The sequence below is a fragment of the Persicobacter psychrovividus genome, assembly GCF_036492425.1.
Taxonomy (GTDB): domain Bacteria; phylum Bacteroidota; class Bacteroidia; order Cytophagales; family Cyclobacteriaceae; genus Persicobacter; species Persicobacter psychrovividus.
Map to the genome: position 1 here is coordinate 532,266 of NZ_AP025292.1, position 16,972 is coordinate 549,237.

At 43.3% G+C, this 16,972-nt stretch carries 15 protein-coding genes; 9 read left to right on the top strand and 6 right to left on the bottom strand.

Annotated features, from left to right (window positions below; translation table 11 throughout):
- Nucleotides 1-72 precede the first annotated feature (72 nt).
- The 4 genes from AABK40_RS02360 to AABK40_RS02375 all read right to left on the bottom strand — a co-directional run bounded on the left by AABK40_RS02360 (nt 73) and on the right by AABK40_RS02375 (nt 3,778).
- Entirely contained in the window at nt 73-888 is an 816-nt protein-coding gene (locus AABK40_RS02360; RefSeq protein WP_332920861.1) for an alpha/beta fold hydrolase, read from the bottom strand.
- A gap of 105 nt (nt 889-993) precedes the next feature.
- A complete protein-coding gene (locus AABK40_RS02365; protein ID WP_332920860.1) occupies nt 994-1,776 on the bottom strand; it encodes a ZIP family metal transporter in 783 nt (260 codons plus the stop codon).
- Between the two features lie 132 nt (nt 1,777-1,908).
- Nucleotides 1,909-2,652, bottom strand: coding sequence for a class I SAM-dependent DNA methyltransferase (locus tag AABK40_RS02370; RefSeq protein WP_332920859.1), 744 nt, complete (start codon nt 2,650-2,652; stop codon nt 1,909-1,911).
- A 34-nt stretch (nt 2,653-2,686) separates the two neighbouring features.
- Nucleotides 2,687-3,778 (bottom strand): FAD:protein FMN transferase, encoded by a 1,092-nt coding sequence (locus AABK40_RS02375; protein ID WP_332920858.1) that lies wholly within the window; start codon nt 3,776-3,778, stop codon nt 2,687-2,689.
- Between the two features lie 162 nt (nt 3,779-3,940).
- On the opposite strand from AABK40_RS02375, the gene ruvB reads away from it, so the two are divergent.
- From ruvB to AABK40_RS02395, 4 genes are all read left to right on the top strand, one after another.
- Nucleotides 3,941-4,978: a Holliday junction branch migration DNA helicase RuvB gene (gene ruvB / locus AABK40_RS02380; RefSeq protein ID WP_332920857.1), complete on the top strand. Its 1,038-nt coding sequence runs from the start codon at nt 3,941-3,943 to the stop codon at nt 4,976-4,978.
- A gap of 206 nt (nt 4,979-5,184) precedes the next feature.
- Nucleotides 5,185-6,120: a tRNA epoxyqueuosine(34) reductase QueG gene (gene queG, locus AABK40_RS02385; protein WP_332920856.1), complete on the top strand. Its 936-nt coding sequence runs from the start codon at nt 5,185-5,187 to the stop codon at nt 6,118-6,120.
- A gap of 524 nt (nt 6,121-6,644) precedes the next feature.
- Nucleotides 6,645-7,049: a hypothetical protein gene (locus AABK40_RS02390; RefSeq protein WP_338397536.1), complete on the top strand. Its 405-nt coding sequence runs from the start codon at nt 6,645-6,647 to the stop codon at nt 7,047-7,049.
- A gap of 160 nt (nt 7,050-7,209) precedes the next feature.
- Nucleotides 7,210-7,728 (top strand): hypothetical protein, encoded by a 519-nt coding sequence (locus AABK40_RS02395; protein ID WP_338397537.1) that lies wholly within the window; start codon nt 7,210-7,212, stop codon nt 7,726-7,728.
- A 78-nt stretch (nt 7,729-7,806) separates the two neighbouring features.
- Here the strand turns inward: AABK40_RS02395 and AABK40_RS02400 are convergent, their stop codons facing one another.
- Nucleotides 7,807-7,986: a hypothetical protein gene (locus tag AABK40_RS02400; RefSeq protein WP_338397538.1), complete on the bottom strand. Its 180-nt coding sequence runs from the start codon at nt 7,984-7,986 to the stop codon at nt 7,807-7,809.
- A gap of 105 nt (nt 7,987-8,091) precedes the next feature.
- On the opposite strand from AABK40_RS02400, the gene AABK40_RS02405 reads away from it, so the two are divergent.
- From AABK40_RS02405 to AABK40_RS02425, 5 genes are all read left to right on the top strand, one after another.
- Entirely contained in the window at nt 8,092-9,561 is a 1,470-nt protein-coding gene (locus AABK40_RS02405) for a BatD family protein (RefSeq protein WP_332920853.1), read from the top strand.
- A gap of 45 nt (nt 9,562-9,606) precedes the next feature.
- Nucleotides 9,607-10,701, top strand: coding sequence for a chorismate synthase (gene aroC, locus AABK40_RS02410; protein ID WP_332920852.1), 1,095 nt, complete (start codon nt 9,607-9,609; stop codon nt 10,699-10,701).
- 198 nt (nt 10,702-10,899) lie between these two features.
- Nucleotides 10,900-12,198, top strand: a complete 1,299-nt coding sequence (locus AABK40_RS02415; protein WP_332920851.1) for a dicarboxylate/amino acid:cation symporter — start codon at nt 10,900-10,902, stop codon at nt 12,196-12,198.
- Between the two features lie 95 nt (nt 12,199-12,293).
- Nucleotides 12,294-12,902: a NifU family protein gene (locus AABK40_RS02420; protein WP_332920850.1), complete on the top strand. Its 609-nt coding sequence runs from the start codon at nt 12,294-12,296 to the stop codon at nt 12,900-12,902.
- A 139-nt stretch (nt 12,903-13,041) separates the two neighbouring features.
- On the top strand, nt 13,042-14,220 hold the full coding sequence (locus tag AABK40_RS02425) for a hypothetical protein (RefSeq protein WP_338397539.1): 1,179 nt from the start codon (nt 13,042-13,044) through the stop codon (nt 14,218-14,220).
- Nucleotides 14,221-14,410: 190 nt separating this feature from the next.
- Here AABK40_RS02425 and AABK40_RS02430 read toward each other — a convergent pair whose 3' ends face one another.
- Nucleotides 14,411-16,450 (bottom strand): S9 family peptidase, encoded by a 2,040-nt coding sequence (locus tag AABK40_RS02430; protein WP_338397540.1) that lies wholly within the window; start codon nt 16,448-16,450, stop codon nt 14,411-14,413.
- Nucleotides 16,451-16,972 lie beyond the last annotated feature (522 nt).

Consider the following 16,972-nt stretch of genomic DNA (forward strand, 5'->3'; position numbering starts at 1 on the left):
ACACAAATATATGACAATCCTGTGAAATACCGCTTATGCCCCTCAAATTCCTAATTCAAGCGGGCAATATTTTTAGGGCGTTGCTTTGTGCTCAGAAAGGAAGCTCAAGGCCATATTATTGAAATAATTTGGCGCCTCTACATTACACACATGTCCGCAATTATCGATGATCTGCAGAAAAGCGGAATGGTGTTTTTGTGCCATTTCTTTCACGGGCTTGAGGAACATATGATCCTCTGCCCCCATAATATAAAGCGTTGGGGTGGCAATTTCCTTTTCCTTGAAAAATTTCAGCAATGGGTTGACGTCATTGGTGAGTTTGAACCATCGTAAAAATTCCTTCTGTGCGATTTTTTTCGCTTCGCGGATAAAAATATAACGACTTTTCTCGTGGTTCTTTTTCGGCATGATGATGAAGGCCATCAGGCGGTAGAGCCACATATATGGTACAAACTGTTTGGTCAGTTCAGCCATTTTGATCAAAATTCTGCTGCTGATTTTCAGGCGGGTAATCGCCCCACCAAGAATCATAGACTGCACCATGTCGCTTCTTAATTCTGCAATGGTACGAATGATGATCGTCCCGAGCGATATGCCTACAAAATGTGCTTTGGGGATTTTCAGGTATTCCAAAAGGTAGATCACATCCTTTGCGATAGACTCAAAAGTATAAGGCCCTTCGATCAGGTCCTTAATCATGTTCTGAGATTCCCCATGCCCCCGAAGGTCGAGCAGTAAAACGTTGTATGCTGCTTTGAAATCTTCAAGCTGCTTGGCCCAGATACGGGAACTGCCACCAGCACCATGGACAAAGACCACCCAGTCGCAATCCTGCGATTTGATGAAAGTATGGTGATGTAGCAATGGTTGACTTATATTTTTGATCATTATTTTCAATCCTCAATGGTGTAAAAAAGGCTCTTGTGAACCTATTTTGAAAACGGTTTGTTCAATCAAAAGTCAAAAGGAGTAAGTTATGCTTTGGTGAATTTATCAGTGAAAATGAATAAATTCTGTTGCAATAGCGACTAATGTGCCCAATCCCATGGCACCGAAGCCTTTCCATGAGCGGTGTTCTTTGCCGGAGTTTTCAAAAAAGATGGTGCAGGAGATATGCAGAAAACTCCCCGTAACGAGTGCCGAGATCCATTCGAGCTGCGTATGATCGATCCAGGAAGAGTCGCCAATCCAGTGGGTAATCAGTACGCCTAAAGGGGAGGCAAGCGCAAAGATGGCCAGGGTGAACAGGGTGTTTTTTTGCATGGTTTTTCCGTGGTTCAGCATGGCGGTTAAAGCAAATGCTGCGGGCACTTTGTGCAGCAGGATGCCCAACAGCAGGTTGTTGCCATGGAAATGCCCATGAATAAGCTCATGGCCGTTGAGGGCGCCGTGGCCAAGCATTGCCCCTTCAAGCAGGGAATGGGTGCCCAGGCCGATCAGCAATACCAGCGGGCTCAGGTTACCGTGCTGATGATCGTTGTGGGCGTGGAAGTGCCCATGTTCAATGCCTCCAGAGAGTTTTTCGAGCACTACCTGAAAGAAAAAACCACATAGAATGATCAGCCCAAGGATGCTTTTTTCGTGCATGGAGTCTGCATGAATATGATCGCTGTGGAATAATTCAGGGATTTGATGTACAAGGGTAAGCGCGAATAGATAACCTCCTGCAAAATTAAGAATTGCGCGGAAGTCGGGTTTATATTTTTTTGAGATCCACGGTTGCAGCAAGCCTGCGAGTATCGTGGCAAAAAATAAGATAGCTAAGGTTAGCCACATAGGGTGTTTATTTATAATTTTTATTTATGCAATAATGTGGCAAGTTAAGACAAATTCCGTAGCACAAAAATAGCAACACCAATATTTCCTTTAAAAAAGAAATGCCCATCCTGAACCGGACGGGCATTGTAATTATTTTTTGGCGACGAAAATCATTCGGTCAGAAATCCTTTCATCGTAATCGTTCAGTTGGTAATCTCCGTAAACGGCCTCGACGGTCAGTCCTGCAGCTTCAAAATATTGGATGAAATCCTCCTTTCGGATCGCCTTGACCCGTTCCTGAAAGTGGAAAGGCCTGTTTTCATCTTCAAACCAAATATCCTTCACTATATAGCCGTCATCACTGAGGGCGCGGGTAATGCTGAAATCAATATTTTCAACAGTTTTACGTTCTTTAGGGACCAATCCCTGAATCACTTTTTCAGGATTCAGAAAGTCCAGTACAAATTTCCCACCTTTCTTGAGGCCTTCTGCGGCACGGCAAATGGCCTGTTTGTTTTCATCCTCCTGGGCAAAATAACCGAAAGAGGTAAACAGGTTCAGGATAAAATCAAAACTGCCTTTGCCCTGTTCAAATACATTTCGCATATCATGAATGTAAAACTGCAATGAACTGTTGGCGCTTTGTCGGGCAGCCTCAATATTCTGTGCCGAAAGGTCGAGCCCAACCACATGGTAACCTTTTTTATTCAGGAAAATACTGTGTCGCCCTTTACCACAGGCAAGGTCCATGATTTTAGCGTCGGGTGCAAAAGCGAGCTTGTCAGCCAAAACACTGATAAACTTCTGAGCCTCCACATAATCACGGTCTTTGTAAAGGATATGATAATATGGGGAGTCAAACCATTCACCAAACCATTCTTTTTTATTCATCATTGTAGGTTGTTTTTCTATTTGAAGGTTTCAGGAATTAAGATTTACGGATATTAATCATTGATTGCTCTGCTTTTTTAGTCGCATAAACCTTCAATTTACCATTTTCATCCGAATAAATCAGGTAGGCATCCAACTCAGGGTGCTGTTGCAATACCGTTTTGGCTTTCTCAACGCCCATCACCATAAAGGCCGTTGCATAAGCGTCGGCAATCATGCAATTTGGTGCCAATACCGTGGCACTGAGTATGCTATGCTGAACAGGGTAACCCGACTTGGGATCAATGGTGTGAGCATATTTCTTGCCATTTTCAATATAATAATTGCGGTAGTTTCCGCTGGTTGCCATGCCACGGTCCTGAACCTGAATGGCCGCAAAAAGCTGTCGGCCACCACCACGGGCTTTCAGTTCATCGGCAGTCAGTGGTTCGTCAATGCCAATCACCCACGCCTGATTTTTATCGCTGATGCCGTAGCAATCCACCTCGCCGCCAATTTCAACCATGATATTATCGATGCCCTGTGCGCGGATATAATCAGTTACCACATCCACACCATAGCCTTTGGCCAGTGCACTGAAGTCCAGCTGTACTTCTGGTCTGGATTTTTGGGCTGCCAGGCTGTCAAAACTGATGGATTTAAAATCTACCAGTGCTTTCAGGCTGTCCACCTTATGGGGAGTCATTTCATCCTTTTTGCCTGGCCCAAAACCCCATGCTTTCACCAGTGGTAGTACTGTTGGGTCAAAGGCGCCATCGGTAGCCTCATAAACTTGTTTGGAGGTTTTCAGTACCTGATAAAAATAAGGGCTTTGGTAAGTGAGTCCATGATTTTTATTGAAAACTGAAATTTCTGAAGTGGGAATATAAGTAGACTGGGACTGATTGAAAGCCACCAAAAGCGAATCGACTTGTGTTTTAAAGTTGCGTCCCTGTGGGTCAATATATTTGATATGGTAATAAGTACCCATGGTCTCGCCTTCAAGGTACACCATGTTTTTGGTGTGCTCAGAAACATTTTGCTGGTGCTGATGATCTCGGTATAAATGAACCGCCCACATCAATAAAAGCAAGATGGCTGGGTAAATGAAGCTCTTTAGGTTTAATTTCGGTCTTGATTGCTGACTCATTTGATCAATAGGTTTATTTCTTTTGACAAATAAAAGGGTATTTGCGAAATAATCCCACTATTGATTACTTTTGCCTGTTCTTGCAGGAAGTATTGTGATCTTTTTGTTAAAATTTCGCTTCTTATTGCAAATAATTGCCTTCAATAATAAACCTTAGACCTTATGCGTGAGGATTATTTAAATGGGGAGGATGATAATCTGAGCCCCAAAGAAAAAGAGTTTGAAAAGGCGTTGCGCCCCTTGAGTTTTGATGACTTTACTGGACAGGAGAAAGTACTCGATAACCTAAAGGTGTTTGTTGGTGCTGCCAAAAAGCGGAATGAACCCCTGGATCACGTCTTGTTACATGGCCCTCCAGGCTTGGGGAAAACGACCCTTTCACATATTATCGCCAATGAGTTGGGTTCCGAAATCAAGGTAACCTCTGGCCCTGTATTGGATAAACCTTCCGATTTGGCGGGCCTGCTTACCAACCTCGAGGAGCATGATGTGCTGTTTATTGATGAAATTCACCGCCTGAATCCTGTGGTGGAGGAGTACCTTTATTCGGCCATGGAAGATTACAAAATCGATATTATGCTCGACAGTGGGCCTAATGCGAGAACAGTACAAATTGGGCTGAACCCTTTTACGATGATTGGCGCAACGACTCGGTCGGGATTGCTGACTGCTCCTTTGCGTGCGCGTTTCGGGATTACGGCTCGTTTGCAATATTACGATGCGCAGTTGCTGACACACATTGTGCGTCGTTCTGCGGAATTGCTTGGCACCCCAATTGATGAGGACGGCGCTTACGAAATTGCCCGCAGGAGTCGGGGAACGCCACGTATTGCCAATAATCTACTGCGGAGAACGCGTGATTTTGCTGATGTGAAGGGGGATGGATCCATTACGATTGCCATTGCACAAATGGCGCTTGAAGCCCTTGATGTGGATCATAACGGGCTCGATGAAATGGATAACCGCATCTTGTCGACAATCATTGAAAAGTTCAAAGGCGGGCCAGTGGGTATCAGTACCATCGCTACTGCGGTCAGTGAAGAGGCCGAAACGATCGAAGAAGTTTATGAACCTTTCCTGATTCAGGAAGGATACATCAAAAGAACAGCAAGAGGTCGGGAATGTACGCTTTTGGCTTACGATCATTTGGGCATAAACCCACAACAGGATACCAGAAGCTTGGGCTCCCTGTTTGATTGATTTGTGAAGGATTTTGTCCACAGATTATTTTATGAGTTGCAATATGAACTGTTTTTAGGGACATGAACCTAAAGCAAAATAAAAAATCATGATCATCCTTTAAGTCAAGGTAATCATGGTCAAAAAATAATCACTAATTATAGGCTATTGCCTACGACCTAACCGAATCAACCTGTGAAGGAAAAACAATCACAGTAATCATCAGAATGAACGCAACAGCAATAAGGAACAACACCCAATTTCTCAAAGCCGAGGCCAAGCGCCTGGGCTTTGATTTTGTTGGTGTATCGAAAGCGGAGTATTTGGAGGAGGACGCCCCTTTGCTGGAGCAGTGGCTGAAAAATGATTATCAGGGGAAAATGCAATACCTGGAAAATCATTTTGACAAAAGGCTGGATCCGCGAAAGCTCGTCGAGGGGGCAAAGTCAGTCGTTTCGCTGGTCTATAATTATTACCCCGAGGAAGATTTAGCTAAAGACGGAGAATATAAATTTGCCAAATACGCCTACGGCAAAGATTATCATTTTGTGGTTAAGGATCGGCTGAAGGAATTGATGCAATCTTTGAATGATGAAATTGGTGAGATTGACGGCCGTATCTTCGTGGATTCCGCACCTGTTATGGAGCGAAGCTGGGCCAAAAAAAGTGGCTTGGGCTGGATCGGGAAGCATTCTCTGTTGATCAATAAACAACAGGGGAGTTTTTTCTTTTTAGCGGAACTGATCATAGACCTTGAGCTGGAACCTGATCTGCCCTATGCGAAAGATTTTTGCGGCACCTGTACCAAGTGTATCGATGCCTGTCCGACGGAAGCAATTGTTGCGCCTCAGGTGGTGGATGGCAGTAAGTGTATTTCCTACCTGACCATCGAGTTGAAGGATCAATTGCCGAACAGCTTTAAAGGGCAGATGGATCAATGGGTGTTTGGTTGCGATGTTTGTCAGGATGTTTGCCCCTGGAACCGATTTTCTAAACCGCACCGTGAGCCTGAATTTGCACCTCATCCCGCTTTGGGAAAGATGCAGAACCGAGAGTGGGAGGAATTGACACAGGAAGTTTTCAGTGAAATTTTCCGTAAATCTGCCGTAAAACGGACCAAATTAGCAGGCTTAAAACGAAACATTATCTTCGCCAAGGAGTAGCAAATCACCTTTTTTTAAATCATTTGCTTTCAATAAGTTAGTTATCCACTGAAAAAGGGTGGTGTGGAAAACTTTTGTGGAAAACTTGGTGATTCACAGCCTTTTCCACATAAAATTTAGTCAAAGTTGGGATTTGCCGAATTTTAGTCCTGAAAATCAAAGTGAAAAACGGCGCCATGTGGATAAGTTGCGAATCGATACTGAAAAATCGAAATACGAACACGCGAAAAGTGGATAAGTCAGTATGGTTTTTGAAATTTCTAAAAAAGCAGAGCATTATCCACTGTGGATAAGTGGGGGGAATGGCTCATCTTGTCGGTTATTCACAATTCATACCACACCTTGATATCGAAAGTGTATTGCCCGTAGTGTAGGGTGCACGGGAGTGAAGCCGACTGCACCTCTTGAAAATTAAATTATCAACCAACTTTATCTTGCGTTTAAATCATCAGGCTCCTGGTGAAAGCGCAAGCAATTGCTTTGAGGCAATAAAGTTTTTAAATTGAAATGAATTTTAAAAAGATATGATGAACGATCAGCAACGTAAAGGCCTTTTCTTCTCTGTAATTCTTGTATTGATCATGCTTTGCAGTGGGCTGTCGGTGAATGCGCAATCTATTTCTCCCAATTCGAAAACTCCTGGAAGGCAGTTTACCAAGAAGGAAAAACGACAAATGCGCAAGGCTGAAAAGAAACGCCGAAAATTCCTTGAAGAGGCACAGAAGCAAAGTCAGGGAAGAACTTACGATCAGGCGATTTTTGAGGCGCAGGAACGGCAAAAGCAAAATGCTGAAAAATATGCACGAATGGAGCGGGAGATGAAAAAACCGCAATATTCCGACCCTACCTATTTCGGCCATAAGCGCAAACCCAAAAAGCGAAAGCCTGGCAAAAAGAAATTTTGCAAAGAGTGTGGCATGTGGCATTAGGTACGCCAATCAAATTTAGCCTTTAAATGCTGATGAAATTCGCTGAGGGATGCTGCTATCTTGCGGTCGGTAGGTGGAAAGCGATACTTTACAGCCACCAATCGCATCTCAAGAGTTGTTTTTGACAGAATACTTAAACGGATCATCGATCAACGAACTTATGCAAAATATAAAAATCCTTCCCCAGTGGCACCCCAGGCAAACCAAAGGGCTATTTAGTGAGTCGATGACAGCAAATGCGTTGCTTTTCTTGCCCTCTTTCTGGGTTAAGCTTGCGGTGCGTGAAGCCGAGGAATCTACTGATATCGGCCTGCTCGTTGATTACCCGATGGGGAACAGTCATTCGGCAGTCTGCATGAATGCCGTGGAGGTTGGCTTGAAATACGGTGTTCGTGCCGTCGCGCTGACTTACCCTTACGGCGCTCATCGAAGTGGTATGGACTGGCCTAAAATTCTGATGGCTATGACCTCGAAAAAAGTTCATCAGGAGGCTGTTTTTTTATGGATGCTGATCGATGTGGACCGACTTCCGCAAACGTTATGGACACAGGCCGTTAAATGGATGCTCGATGCGGGCGTTGACGGTTTATTGGTTGAAAATCTTGCGAAGGAAGATCAGGAAGCGATTCAGGTGCTGGAGGGGCTCACCTCCAATCAACTCGACTTACACTTTTTATAACTGCCAATTTAATTTTTGAGCAAAAAAAAGTCCCCTTCGGTTAAAAAGAGGACCATCATTGTTTGGGGGAAAGAAAATCTATCCGAAAGCTTCGTTGAGAATTTTGTTGTATTGATCACCAAATTGTTGATAACACCAGTTTTGCAATTCGAGCCTTTCTACAGGCATGCAAAATTTGATCGCTTTGATCAGTTCTTTTTTGAAAAGATGGGCATCGAAACTCACTTTAGACAGAATAGTCTTGCAATATTTGAGCATGTTGTTAAAATTTAGGCCTCCTTATGTTAGAGGCGTAAAAAAATAAATGTTAAAGGAAAATTTATCTTATTTTTGTAATAAGTAAACTAAGTAAAAAGTTTTTTCATGGAACGAAACTGGAAATTAAACCATGTACTGTTTGTACTGGCTTTATTGCTGTTACCATTATATACGTTCGCTCAAAACGAAAAGGTTTCATTAGAGCTGGGATCTTCAAGTGTTGCTAAGAATCAGATGTTTACCATCACTATTAAAGTGGAAAATGGTCGGATGAAATCCCATACCAATTTTCCTCAAATTGATGGATTCGTGATGCAGGGAACTTCGTCGTCCTCTTCAACAAATTATATCAATGGGCAGATGTCTTCTTCTGAATCATTGATACAAAATTATGCGCCAACCAAAGAAGGTAAATTTCGCCTTCCCCCTTTCAAAATGGAGGTCAATGGGCAAACGTTATCCTCTTCAGGAACAACTATTACCGTCGGACCTGCCCGTCAGCGGCGCAGAAGCCGTGGTTTTGATCCCTTCGGCAGTGACCCTTTCGATGATTTCTTTGGGAGAAGAAATACCCAGCCACAGGAATTTGTAGATGTAAAAGATGATGCCTTCTTCGCGCTGACCACCAGCAAAAATCAAATTTATGTAGGAGAGGGTGTCAATGTTAATTTGGCTTTTTATGTGGCGGCAAATAATCAGGCACCGATGGATTTCTATCAGTTACCTGAACAAGTGCAGGAAATGGTGAAGAAAATTAAGCCTGCATCCTGCTGGGAAGAAAACTTCAATATCGATAGAATTAACGGCGTACCTGTAACCATTAACGGAAAAAGTTACACGCAATACCGCATGTATCAAGCGACTTATTTTCCGCTCAATGCTGGCGAGCTTAAATTTCCATCGCTTTCCCTGAAGATGATCAAGTACAAGGTGGCCAAGCAGCAGACCTTCTTCGGAAATAATAAAAAAGAAGACTATAAAACTTTTAAATCACCCGCTAAAACAGTGAAGGTGATTGAGTTGCCTGAACACCCGCTGAAAGACAAAGTGTCGGTGGGCCGTTTCCGCTTGTCGGAAAAACTCAGCCGTGACAAGCTTGATGCTGGTAAAAGTTTCGAATATTCTTTTACCGTTAACGGGCAGGGGAATATCGCTTCGATCAATAAACCAATTTTGGTGAAAACGAAGGATATAGAATTTTATCCGCCAAATATTCGCCAGAATATCAATAGAAACAATAACCGTATTTCAGGTTCAAAAACCTTTACCTATTATGGGATCCCTCGGGAGCCAGGTACTTATAAACTGAGCGACTTCTTCTACTGGGTGTACTTTGATCCGAGCAAGCAGGCTTACGATACCCTGCGACCTCGAAAAACGATCACCGTTACTGGGCAGAGTCAGAAATTTGTAACCATTGAATCCAATAACCTCGGCGAGTTTTATAACCGCATCGGGAAGGATGATAATGAACTTGAAGCCCTGGAGCCTGTCAATTACTGGCAGTGGATCGGAAATATCCTTATTGTATTGGCCGTAACAGGCACAGCAGTATTGCTGATCAGAAAAAATTGATGCCACAGGAAGCATTAAAGAAAATACCTAAACTACTATACCAAGATGGGAAATTCATTCGGAAGAAAATTCCGCATAACAACTTTTGGCGAGTCACATGGCCGTGGCTTGGGCGTAACAATTGACGGTTGCCCCGCAGGCGTGCCTGTTGATGAGGAATATATTCAGGCTGAACTTGATCGTCGGCGTCCTGGGCAGTCGAAAATCACCACCCAGCGTAAAGAAGGCGATAAGGTAGAGATCCTCTCGGGAGTTTTTGAAGGGGTGTCCACTGGTACACCTATTGGCATGATCATCATGAATCAGGACCAAAAGAGCAAGGATTACTCGCATATCGCCAAGTCGTTTCGCCCTTCGCATGCCGATTACACCTACCATGAGAAATACGGGCAGCGGGATTATCGTGGAGGCGGAAGAAGTTCGGCAAGAGAAACGGCCGCAAGGGTAGCTGCTGGTGCGATTGCCAAGCGAATGCTGGCACATTTTGATATCAAAGTACAGGCTTATGTTTCGCAGGTGGGGCCTTTGAAGTTGGAGAAATCTTACCAGGAGCTTGACCTGAGCCAAATAGAAAGTAATATTGTGCGGTGCCCTGATCAGCAGGTGGCTGAGCAGATGATTGCCCTGATTGATGATACCCGATTGAAGAGAGATACGATCGGTGGGGTGGTTTCTGCGGTGGTCAGTGGTGCTCCTGTAGGTTTGGGTGAGCCTGTTTTTGATCGGCTTCATGCAGAGCTTGGCAAGGCGATGTTGAGCATTAATGCTGCCAAAGGTTTTGAGTACGGTAGTGGATTTGACGGGGTCGCATTGTACGGTTCGCAACACAATGATGCCTTTGTTACCGATAAAGATGGTGGGATCCATACCAAAACCAACCGATCAGGTGGGATTCAGGGAGGGATTTCCAATGGTGAAGATATTTATTTCCGCGTTGCATTCAAGCCTGTTGCCACGATTATGATGGATCAGGAAAGTATTGATGTTGATGGAAATGCGGTTACGGTGAGCGGCAAAGGGCGACATGACCCCTGTGTGGTTTCGCGGGCGGTACCCATTGTGGAGAGTATGGCCGCTTTGGTCATTGCTGATCATTTGCTGTTGCAACAAAGCACAAGGCTGGATCAGATTACCTTATAATTGAATAGGAAAACGAAATGGTGAATCATCACGGTTTCGTTTTTTTTTGTGTCGAAAATCGCCGATTGCCTCAATTGTGATTTGGAATTCCAATGTCAGAATGTTATTATCAGCCGCCCTGATGTTTTCAGCCCTGATTATTGGCTGATTGCCCTATCTATCGCATAATCTTTCAAAATACTATATATCTTTTTTTAGATGACTAAAAAACTTCCGCTTCACACACAAATTGTTATAGGCTTAGTGACTGGCCTGGTAATCGGTTTGATTTTTATTTTTTCAGGAGTACCATCTTGGATTACCATTGAGCTGATCAAACCGATCGGTTCTATTTTTATTCGGGCATTGAAAATGATTGCCGTTCCGTTGGTGTTGGCTTCATTGATTGGCGGTATTGCCAACCTGAGTGATGTATCCAAACTTTCCCGCATGGGAACCAAAACGATCGGCATATATCTGCTCACAACCCTCTGTGCGGTGCTGATCGGACTGGCGGCGGTTAATATTGTTCAGCCCTACAAGATGATCTCCAAAGAAACGAGTGCCGCCATTGTGGCGCAGTATTCTACGGATGTTCAGAAAAAACAACACAATGCCGAGAAGGTCAAAGAGCAACATGCTTTGGATCCGCTGGTTAATATGGTGCCAGAGAACGTGGTTACGGCTTTTGCCAATAATAAAAACATGTTGCAGGTGGTCTTTTTCGCCGTCCTGTTTGGTATTGCCCTGCTGAAATTGCCTGAGGAAAAGAGTGCTCCCCTGGTCAGCTTCTTTGATGGACTGAATGAAACGGTGCTCAAGATTATTGACTTTATCATGCTGTTGGCACCATTTGGGGTGTTTTCACTGATTTGTTCCCTGATTGTGGAGGTTGCAGGTGATGACCCCAACCATGTTTGGGGCGTGCTGAAATCGCTGGGGGCTTACTCGCTGACCGTTATCGGAGGATTGCTGATCATGATGCTGGTGGTTTATCCAACAATTTTACGCCTGTTTACCAAGCGCCGTCTGAATTATAAAAAGTTCTTCAAGGGAATGGAACGAGCACTTTTGTTGGCCTTCAGTTCAAGTTCGTCGGCTGCAACTTTGCCGATTACGATCGAATGTGTAGAGCATGAGTTTGGGGTTTCTGAGGAAGTAAGTTCTTTTGTTTTGCCTTTGGGAGCGACCATGAATATGGATGGTACAAGTCTTTATCAGGGCGTTGCAGCGGTATTTATTGCCCATGCCATGGGGATTGAACTGACAATGATGCAGCAGGTTTCCATTGTCTTTACAGCGATTTTGGCTTCGATAGGTTCAGCAGCTGTTCCAGGAGCAGGTTTGGTGATGCTTCTGATTATTTTGGAAACCATAGGCGTTCCTGCAGGTGGTTTGGCATTGGTTTTGGGCCCTGACCGAATTATTGATATGTGCCGTACAGTGGTGAATGTAACGGGCGATGCGACGGTTTCGATGATCATTGCTGACTCTGAAGGTGAGCAACTTAAGATTTAGCCCTTTTGGGAATAAAAGATTAAATTGTCGTCAATCAGTCAGAATTGCTCATAAATATTTTGTAATTTTGTTCAAAATTAGAACCTATTAAGCTGATGGAAAATAACCAAGGATACGATCGCGATAAGATGTATGAGAAGGTGGTCACCATTTATTTGGAAGCTAACCCTAATCCTAATTCTTTGAAATTTGTGACCAATTTGATGTTGGTCAATGGCATGGAACAGTACGATTTTTCTGATATGGAAAATGCCGCTCCTTGTCCTTTAGCTCAGGAATTGTTTGGTTATCCATTCGTTGAGCGTGTATTTATAAGTGGTAATTTCCTGACCATCTCCAAGGCAGAGAATGTTGCCTGGGAAGATATTCAGGATGATTTGAAGGCCCATATCACTGAATACCTTCAGTCGGGAAAAGAGTTATTCAATGCCGAAGCGCAGGAGCAGCAAGCAAGCTCAGCAGAGAATGAAACGGAGATTGAAGGAAAGATCAAGATGATTCTGGATGAGTATATCCGTCCTGCTGTTGAGTCTGATGGTGGTGCAATTTCTTTCCACTCTTTTGAAAATGGCGTTGTGAAAGTATTGTTGCAGGGCGCCTGCAGTGGTTGCCCATCTTCAACAATTACATTGAAACAGGGGATTGAAAACTTACTGAAACACCAAATTCCAGAAGTTCAGACTGTTGAAGCTGTTGGTGTTTAAGTCTTTTTAGAGATATAAAATATATAAAGCCCGAAACGGAGCGTGATGCACTGTTTCGGGCTTTTTTTTAATAAATGAAAACCAAACCGGTAGGTAGGAAGTGTTTTTAGTATAACTCAAATTCAAAATAATATTACGTATGTTTGAGGTAGTAGCCATAAAAGGAGCCGGAGGCGAAAATTTAAGCAAGGAACAACGACAGTTCAATCGCCTTACCAAGCAAATCCAAAACCTTCATGTCAAAATAGAAAAGGAGGAGAATAAGCTCGAGCAATTATTGGAGATTTATCAAAAGGAGATCAAACCGACAGAGCGACTACTATTTGAGGCGCGTGTTCGCTTTTTGAAAAAGGCCGATAAGATTTACAAAAAGTTTAAATTTAATAAACGTCAGGCCGAGGATATTGAGGAGGTTTTGGAGTTAATTTTGGTTCCTATCATTGAAATGATGGATCAGCCCGACGATGAAGTTATTGCATTGTACAATCGTTACTCTGAAAATACCTATGAAGAGGAGATGCAGGAGCAGTCGATGGAAATGATGGACGAGCTCGAAGATATGATTAACAATATGTTTGGGGTAGATGTGGATTTCAGCGATTTGGATCCTGAGAAAATGAATACGCCTGAGGGTATGGCTGAGATTGCACAGAAGCTCAAAGAGCAAATGGGGCAACAATTTGAACAAGAGCAAAAGGAGCAAAAAGAAGCGCCAAAGACGAAAAAACAGATCGAGCGAGAACTAAATGCCAAGCAAGAAGAGATGGCGAAGTTGAAATCGCTCAAAGGCATTTATTTTTCATTAGCTAAGGTTTTGCATCCTGATACGGCTCGTACAGAGGAGGAGAGAGTTCAGCGAGAAGAGTTGATGAAAGAAGTTACTGCTGCCTATAAAGCAAAAGATCTTCCTGCTTTGTTGAAATTGGAGATGCAGTGGTTATCCTCTGAAAACGAGCATCTCGAAAAATTAACCCAAGAGCAACTGTCCCTGTACATTAGGGTGCTGAAAGAGCAGGTGAAAGAATTGAAAGGGGAGCTCGAGATCATTAAGATGAACCCTCGCTATAATGAAATAGGGGGGCTTGTTGATTTAGGAATTCAAGCGGCTAAACGAGAGATAAAGGAAGCGTTGAAGGGAATGAAAGATTTTATTGCCGTATGTGAAAAAGATACGCAACAACTGAATTCCCGCAAACAGTTGTTAATTTTTACAGAAGAAATGTTGGAAGAAGCAGCTGCAGGAGAAACGGATGATGAAATGGAGATGTTTGAGGATTTTTTCAGAATGATGGATGAAATGGATGATGATGACTATTGATCTTTTTTAAGTGATTTAAAGTAAAAGCCCGAAACGGAGCGTGATGCTCTGTTTCGGGCTTTTTTGTTAGGGTATTAGCCTATCATTCTGGTTCAAGCGTCCCGCTTGGATCAGGCATTGGTAATCATTAGTCCAAGCGAGACGCTTGAACTAAAGATAGCTATCACGAGAGGGACTCTCGCGACAGGTTTTAATAATTTACACCCAATTCTTCAATCAAAAAGGCGTATTCCAAAGCGGTTTCTTTGAACTTGCGGAAACGCCCCGACTGCCCACCGTGGCCAGCATCCATATTGGTATGCAACAACACACGATTATTGTCAGTCTTCAGCTCACGTAATTTGGCCACCCATTTGGTCGGTTCCCAATATTGCACCTGACTGTCGTGGAAGCCACTCGTTACCAAAACCGATGGATAATCCTGTGCCACCACATTGTCATAAGGCGAATAGCTCAGCATATAATCATAATAGGTTTTGTCGTTCGGATTTCCCCATTCTTCATATTCGCCAATGGTCAATGGAATGGATTCATCCAGCATGGTTGTAACCACATCCACAAATGGAACCGCAGCAATCACCGCCTTGAACAAATCAGGGCGCATATTCATCACCGCACCCATCAACAGGCCTCCGGCAGAACCACCCATCATTGCCAATTTATCTTTATTGGTATAATTTTCAGCTGTTAGCCATTCCGCTGCTGCGATAAAGTCCAAGAAGGTATTTTTCTTTTTCAAAAACTTACCATGCTCATACCATGAACGTCCCAAGGTTTCAGAACCACGGATGTGCGCAATGGCATAAACAAATCCACGATCCAACAGCGATAATCTCACCGAGCTGAAATGCGGATCAATGCTGTAACCATACGAACCGTAACCGTAAAGCAAGGTCGGGTTGCCTCCCTCTTTTTTCAGTCCTTTTTTATAGACAATCGACATCGGAACCATCACGCCATCATGCGAAGGGAAGTTCACGCGCTCACATACATAATCATCCGCAGAATACCCGCCGACAATCTCTTGCTCTTTTTTCAATTCTTTGGAGCGATCCGCCATATTGAAATCAAATACCGAGTTTGGACGGGTCATCGAAGCGTAACCAAAACGCAGGATGTTGGTGTCAAAATCCATATTGGCACCTGTATAAGCCACATAGGCAGGTTCATCGAATGGAATGTAATAGTCTTCCGTTTCGTCCCAACGCTTCACATTCAGGTGGATCAATCCGTCTTTTCTTTCGGTAACCACCAAATAGTCGCGGAAAATTTCGATGTCTTCTAACAGCACATCTTCGCGGTGAGGAATCACTTCCACCCAATCATGAAAAGTGGTGGCCGTTTCGGTACATTTCATCAGGCGGAAATTGTGCGCCGCCATATTGGTGCGGATATAGAAATGATCTTCGAAGTGATCAATGCCATATTCCAACAGAGGCGTACGTGCCTGAAACATTCTGAACTCGCCGGTCGGGTTTTCCGCTTCCAAAATCTGAAATTCGGAAGAGGTTGTACTCGTTGAGCCAATGATCAGGTATTTTTTGGATTTGGTTTTATAGATAAAGGTGTCATATAAGCCATCCTCTTCTTCAAATACCAAAACATCCTCTTCCTGAGGCGTACCCAGAACGTGTCGATAGGTACGGTAAGCTCGCAGGGCATCATCTTTCAAAGTATAAAAGATCGTTTTGTTGTCATTGGCCCAAGTGATGCTTCCCGCCGTGGCAGGAATCAAATCCTCAAATACCTCACCCGTCTGCAAATCCTTGATGCGGATGTCATAATTGCGGCGGCCGACCGTATCTTCACTAAAGGCAATCAGTTGATTATTGGTACTGACCTCCCAATCGCCAAGGGAATAATAATCATGCCCTTTGGCCATTTGATTTTGATCCAAAAGCACTTCTTCCTCCGCTTCCAAACTGCCCTTTTTTCGGCAATTGATCGCATATTCCTTGCCCTCTTCATATCGGGTATAGTAATAATAGCCATCATAGAGCACAGGAACAGATTTATCGTCCTGCTTGATGCGACCAACGATTTCGTCATAAAGTGTCTTTTGCAACCCTTCAGTAGCCGAAAGCGAAGCCTGCGTATATTCATTTTCTTTGTTCAAATAATCGACAACCTCTTGGTTTTCGCGGTCGCGCATCCAATAGTATTCGTCCACACGTTGGTGTCCGTGGGCAGTCAATATTTTATTTATTTTTTTGGGGCGAGGTGCTTCCATTATTGCTATGATTTGGTGCGGCAGAGCGCACATTTTAGTCTATTCTTCTTTAAAGTTCAAAGGTCGTTTTTTCAGTAAAATTTTCTAAAGGAATGTAGCTTTTTGTCAAAAATTGGGCTGAATTTGATCAGTGCAAAAAGTGTATTAATTCAAAAACGGGGAAGGGACGTTAAAATAAGTGGGATCTGATGGATAATTGTGATAATTATGATAAAAGTCATGATTTGTGTTTTTCTTATTTCTATTCAGCACAATCGGGTGAGTTTTTTCAAAAAAAATCACATAGTTTGAACCACATTATCATTTCTTGTGTTACTTCTAAAGCCAAATATTGGTGATAAGATCTTAATAGTTTGTGAGATCATTAATTTGTGAATCAATAAGTTGCTTGTTTTTGGGAAGGGTGTAAAATTTTCGGCTTTTGCGCCACAGAATGTAATTTATCGGCAAATAGGCATCGCTATTAGGCTAAGGCCTATGTTTTACTTAAATTTGCACGAAATTTACAGGCGACCGATAATG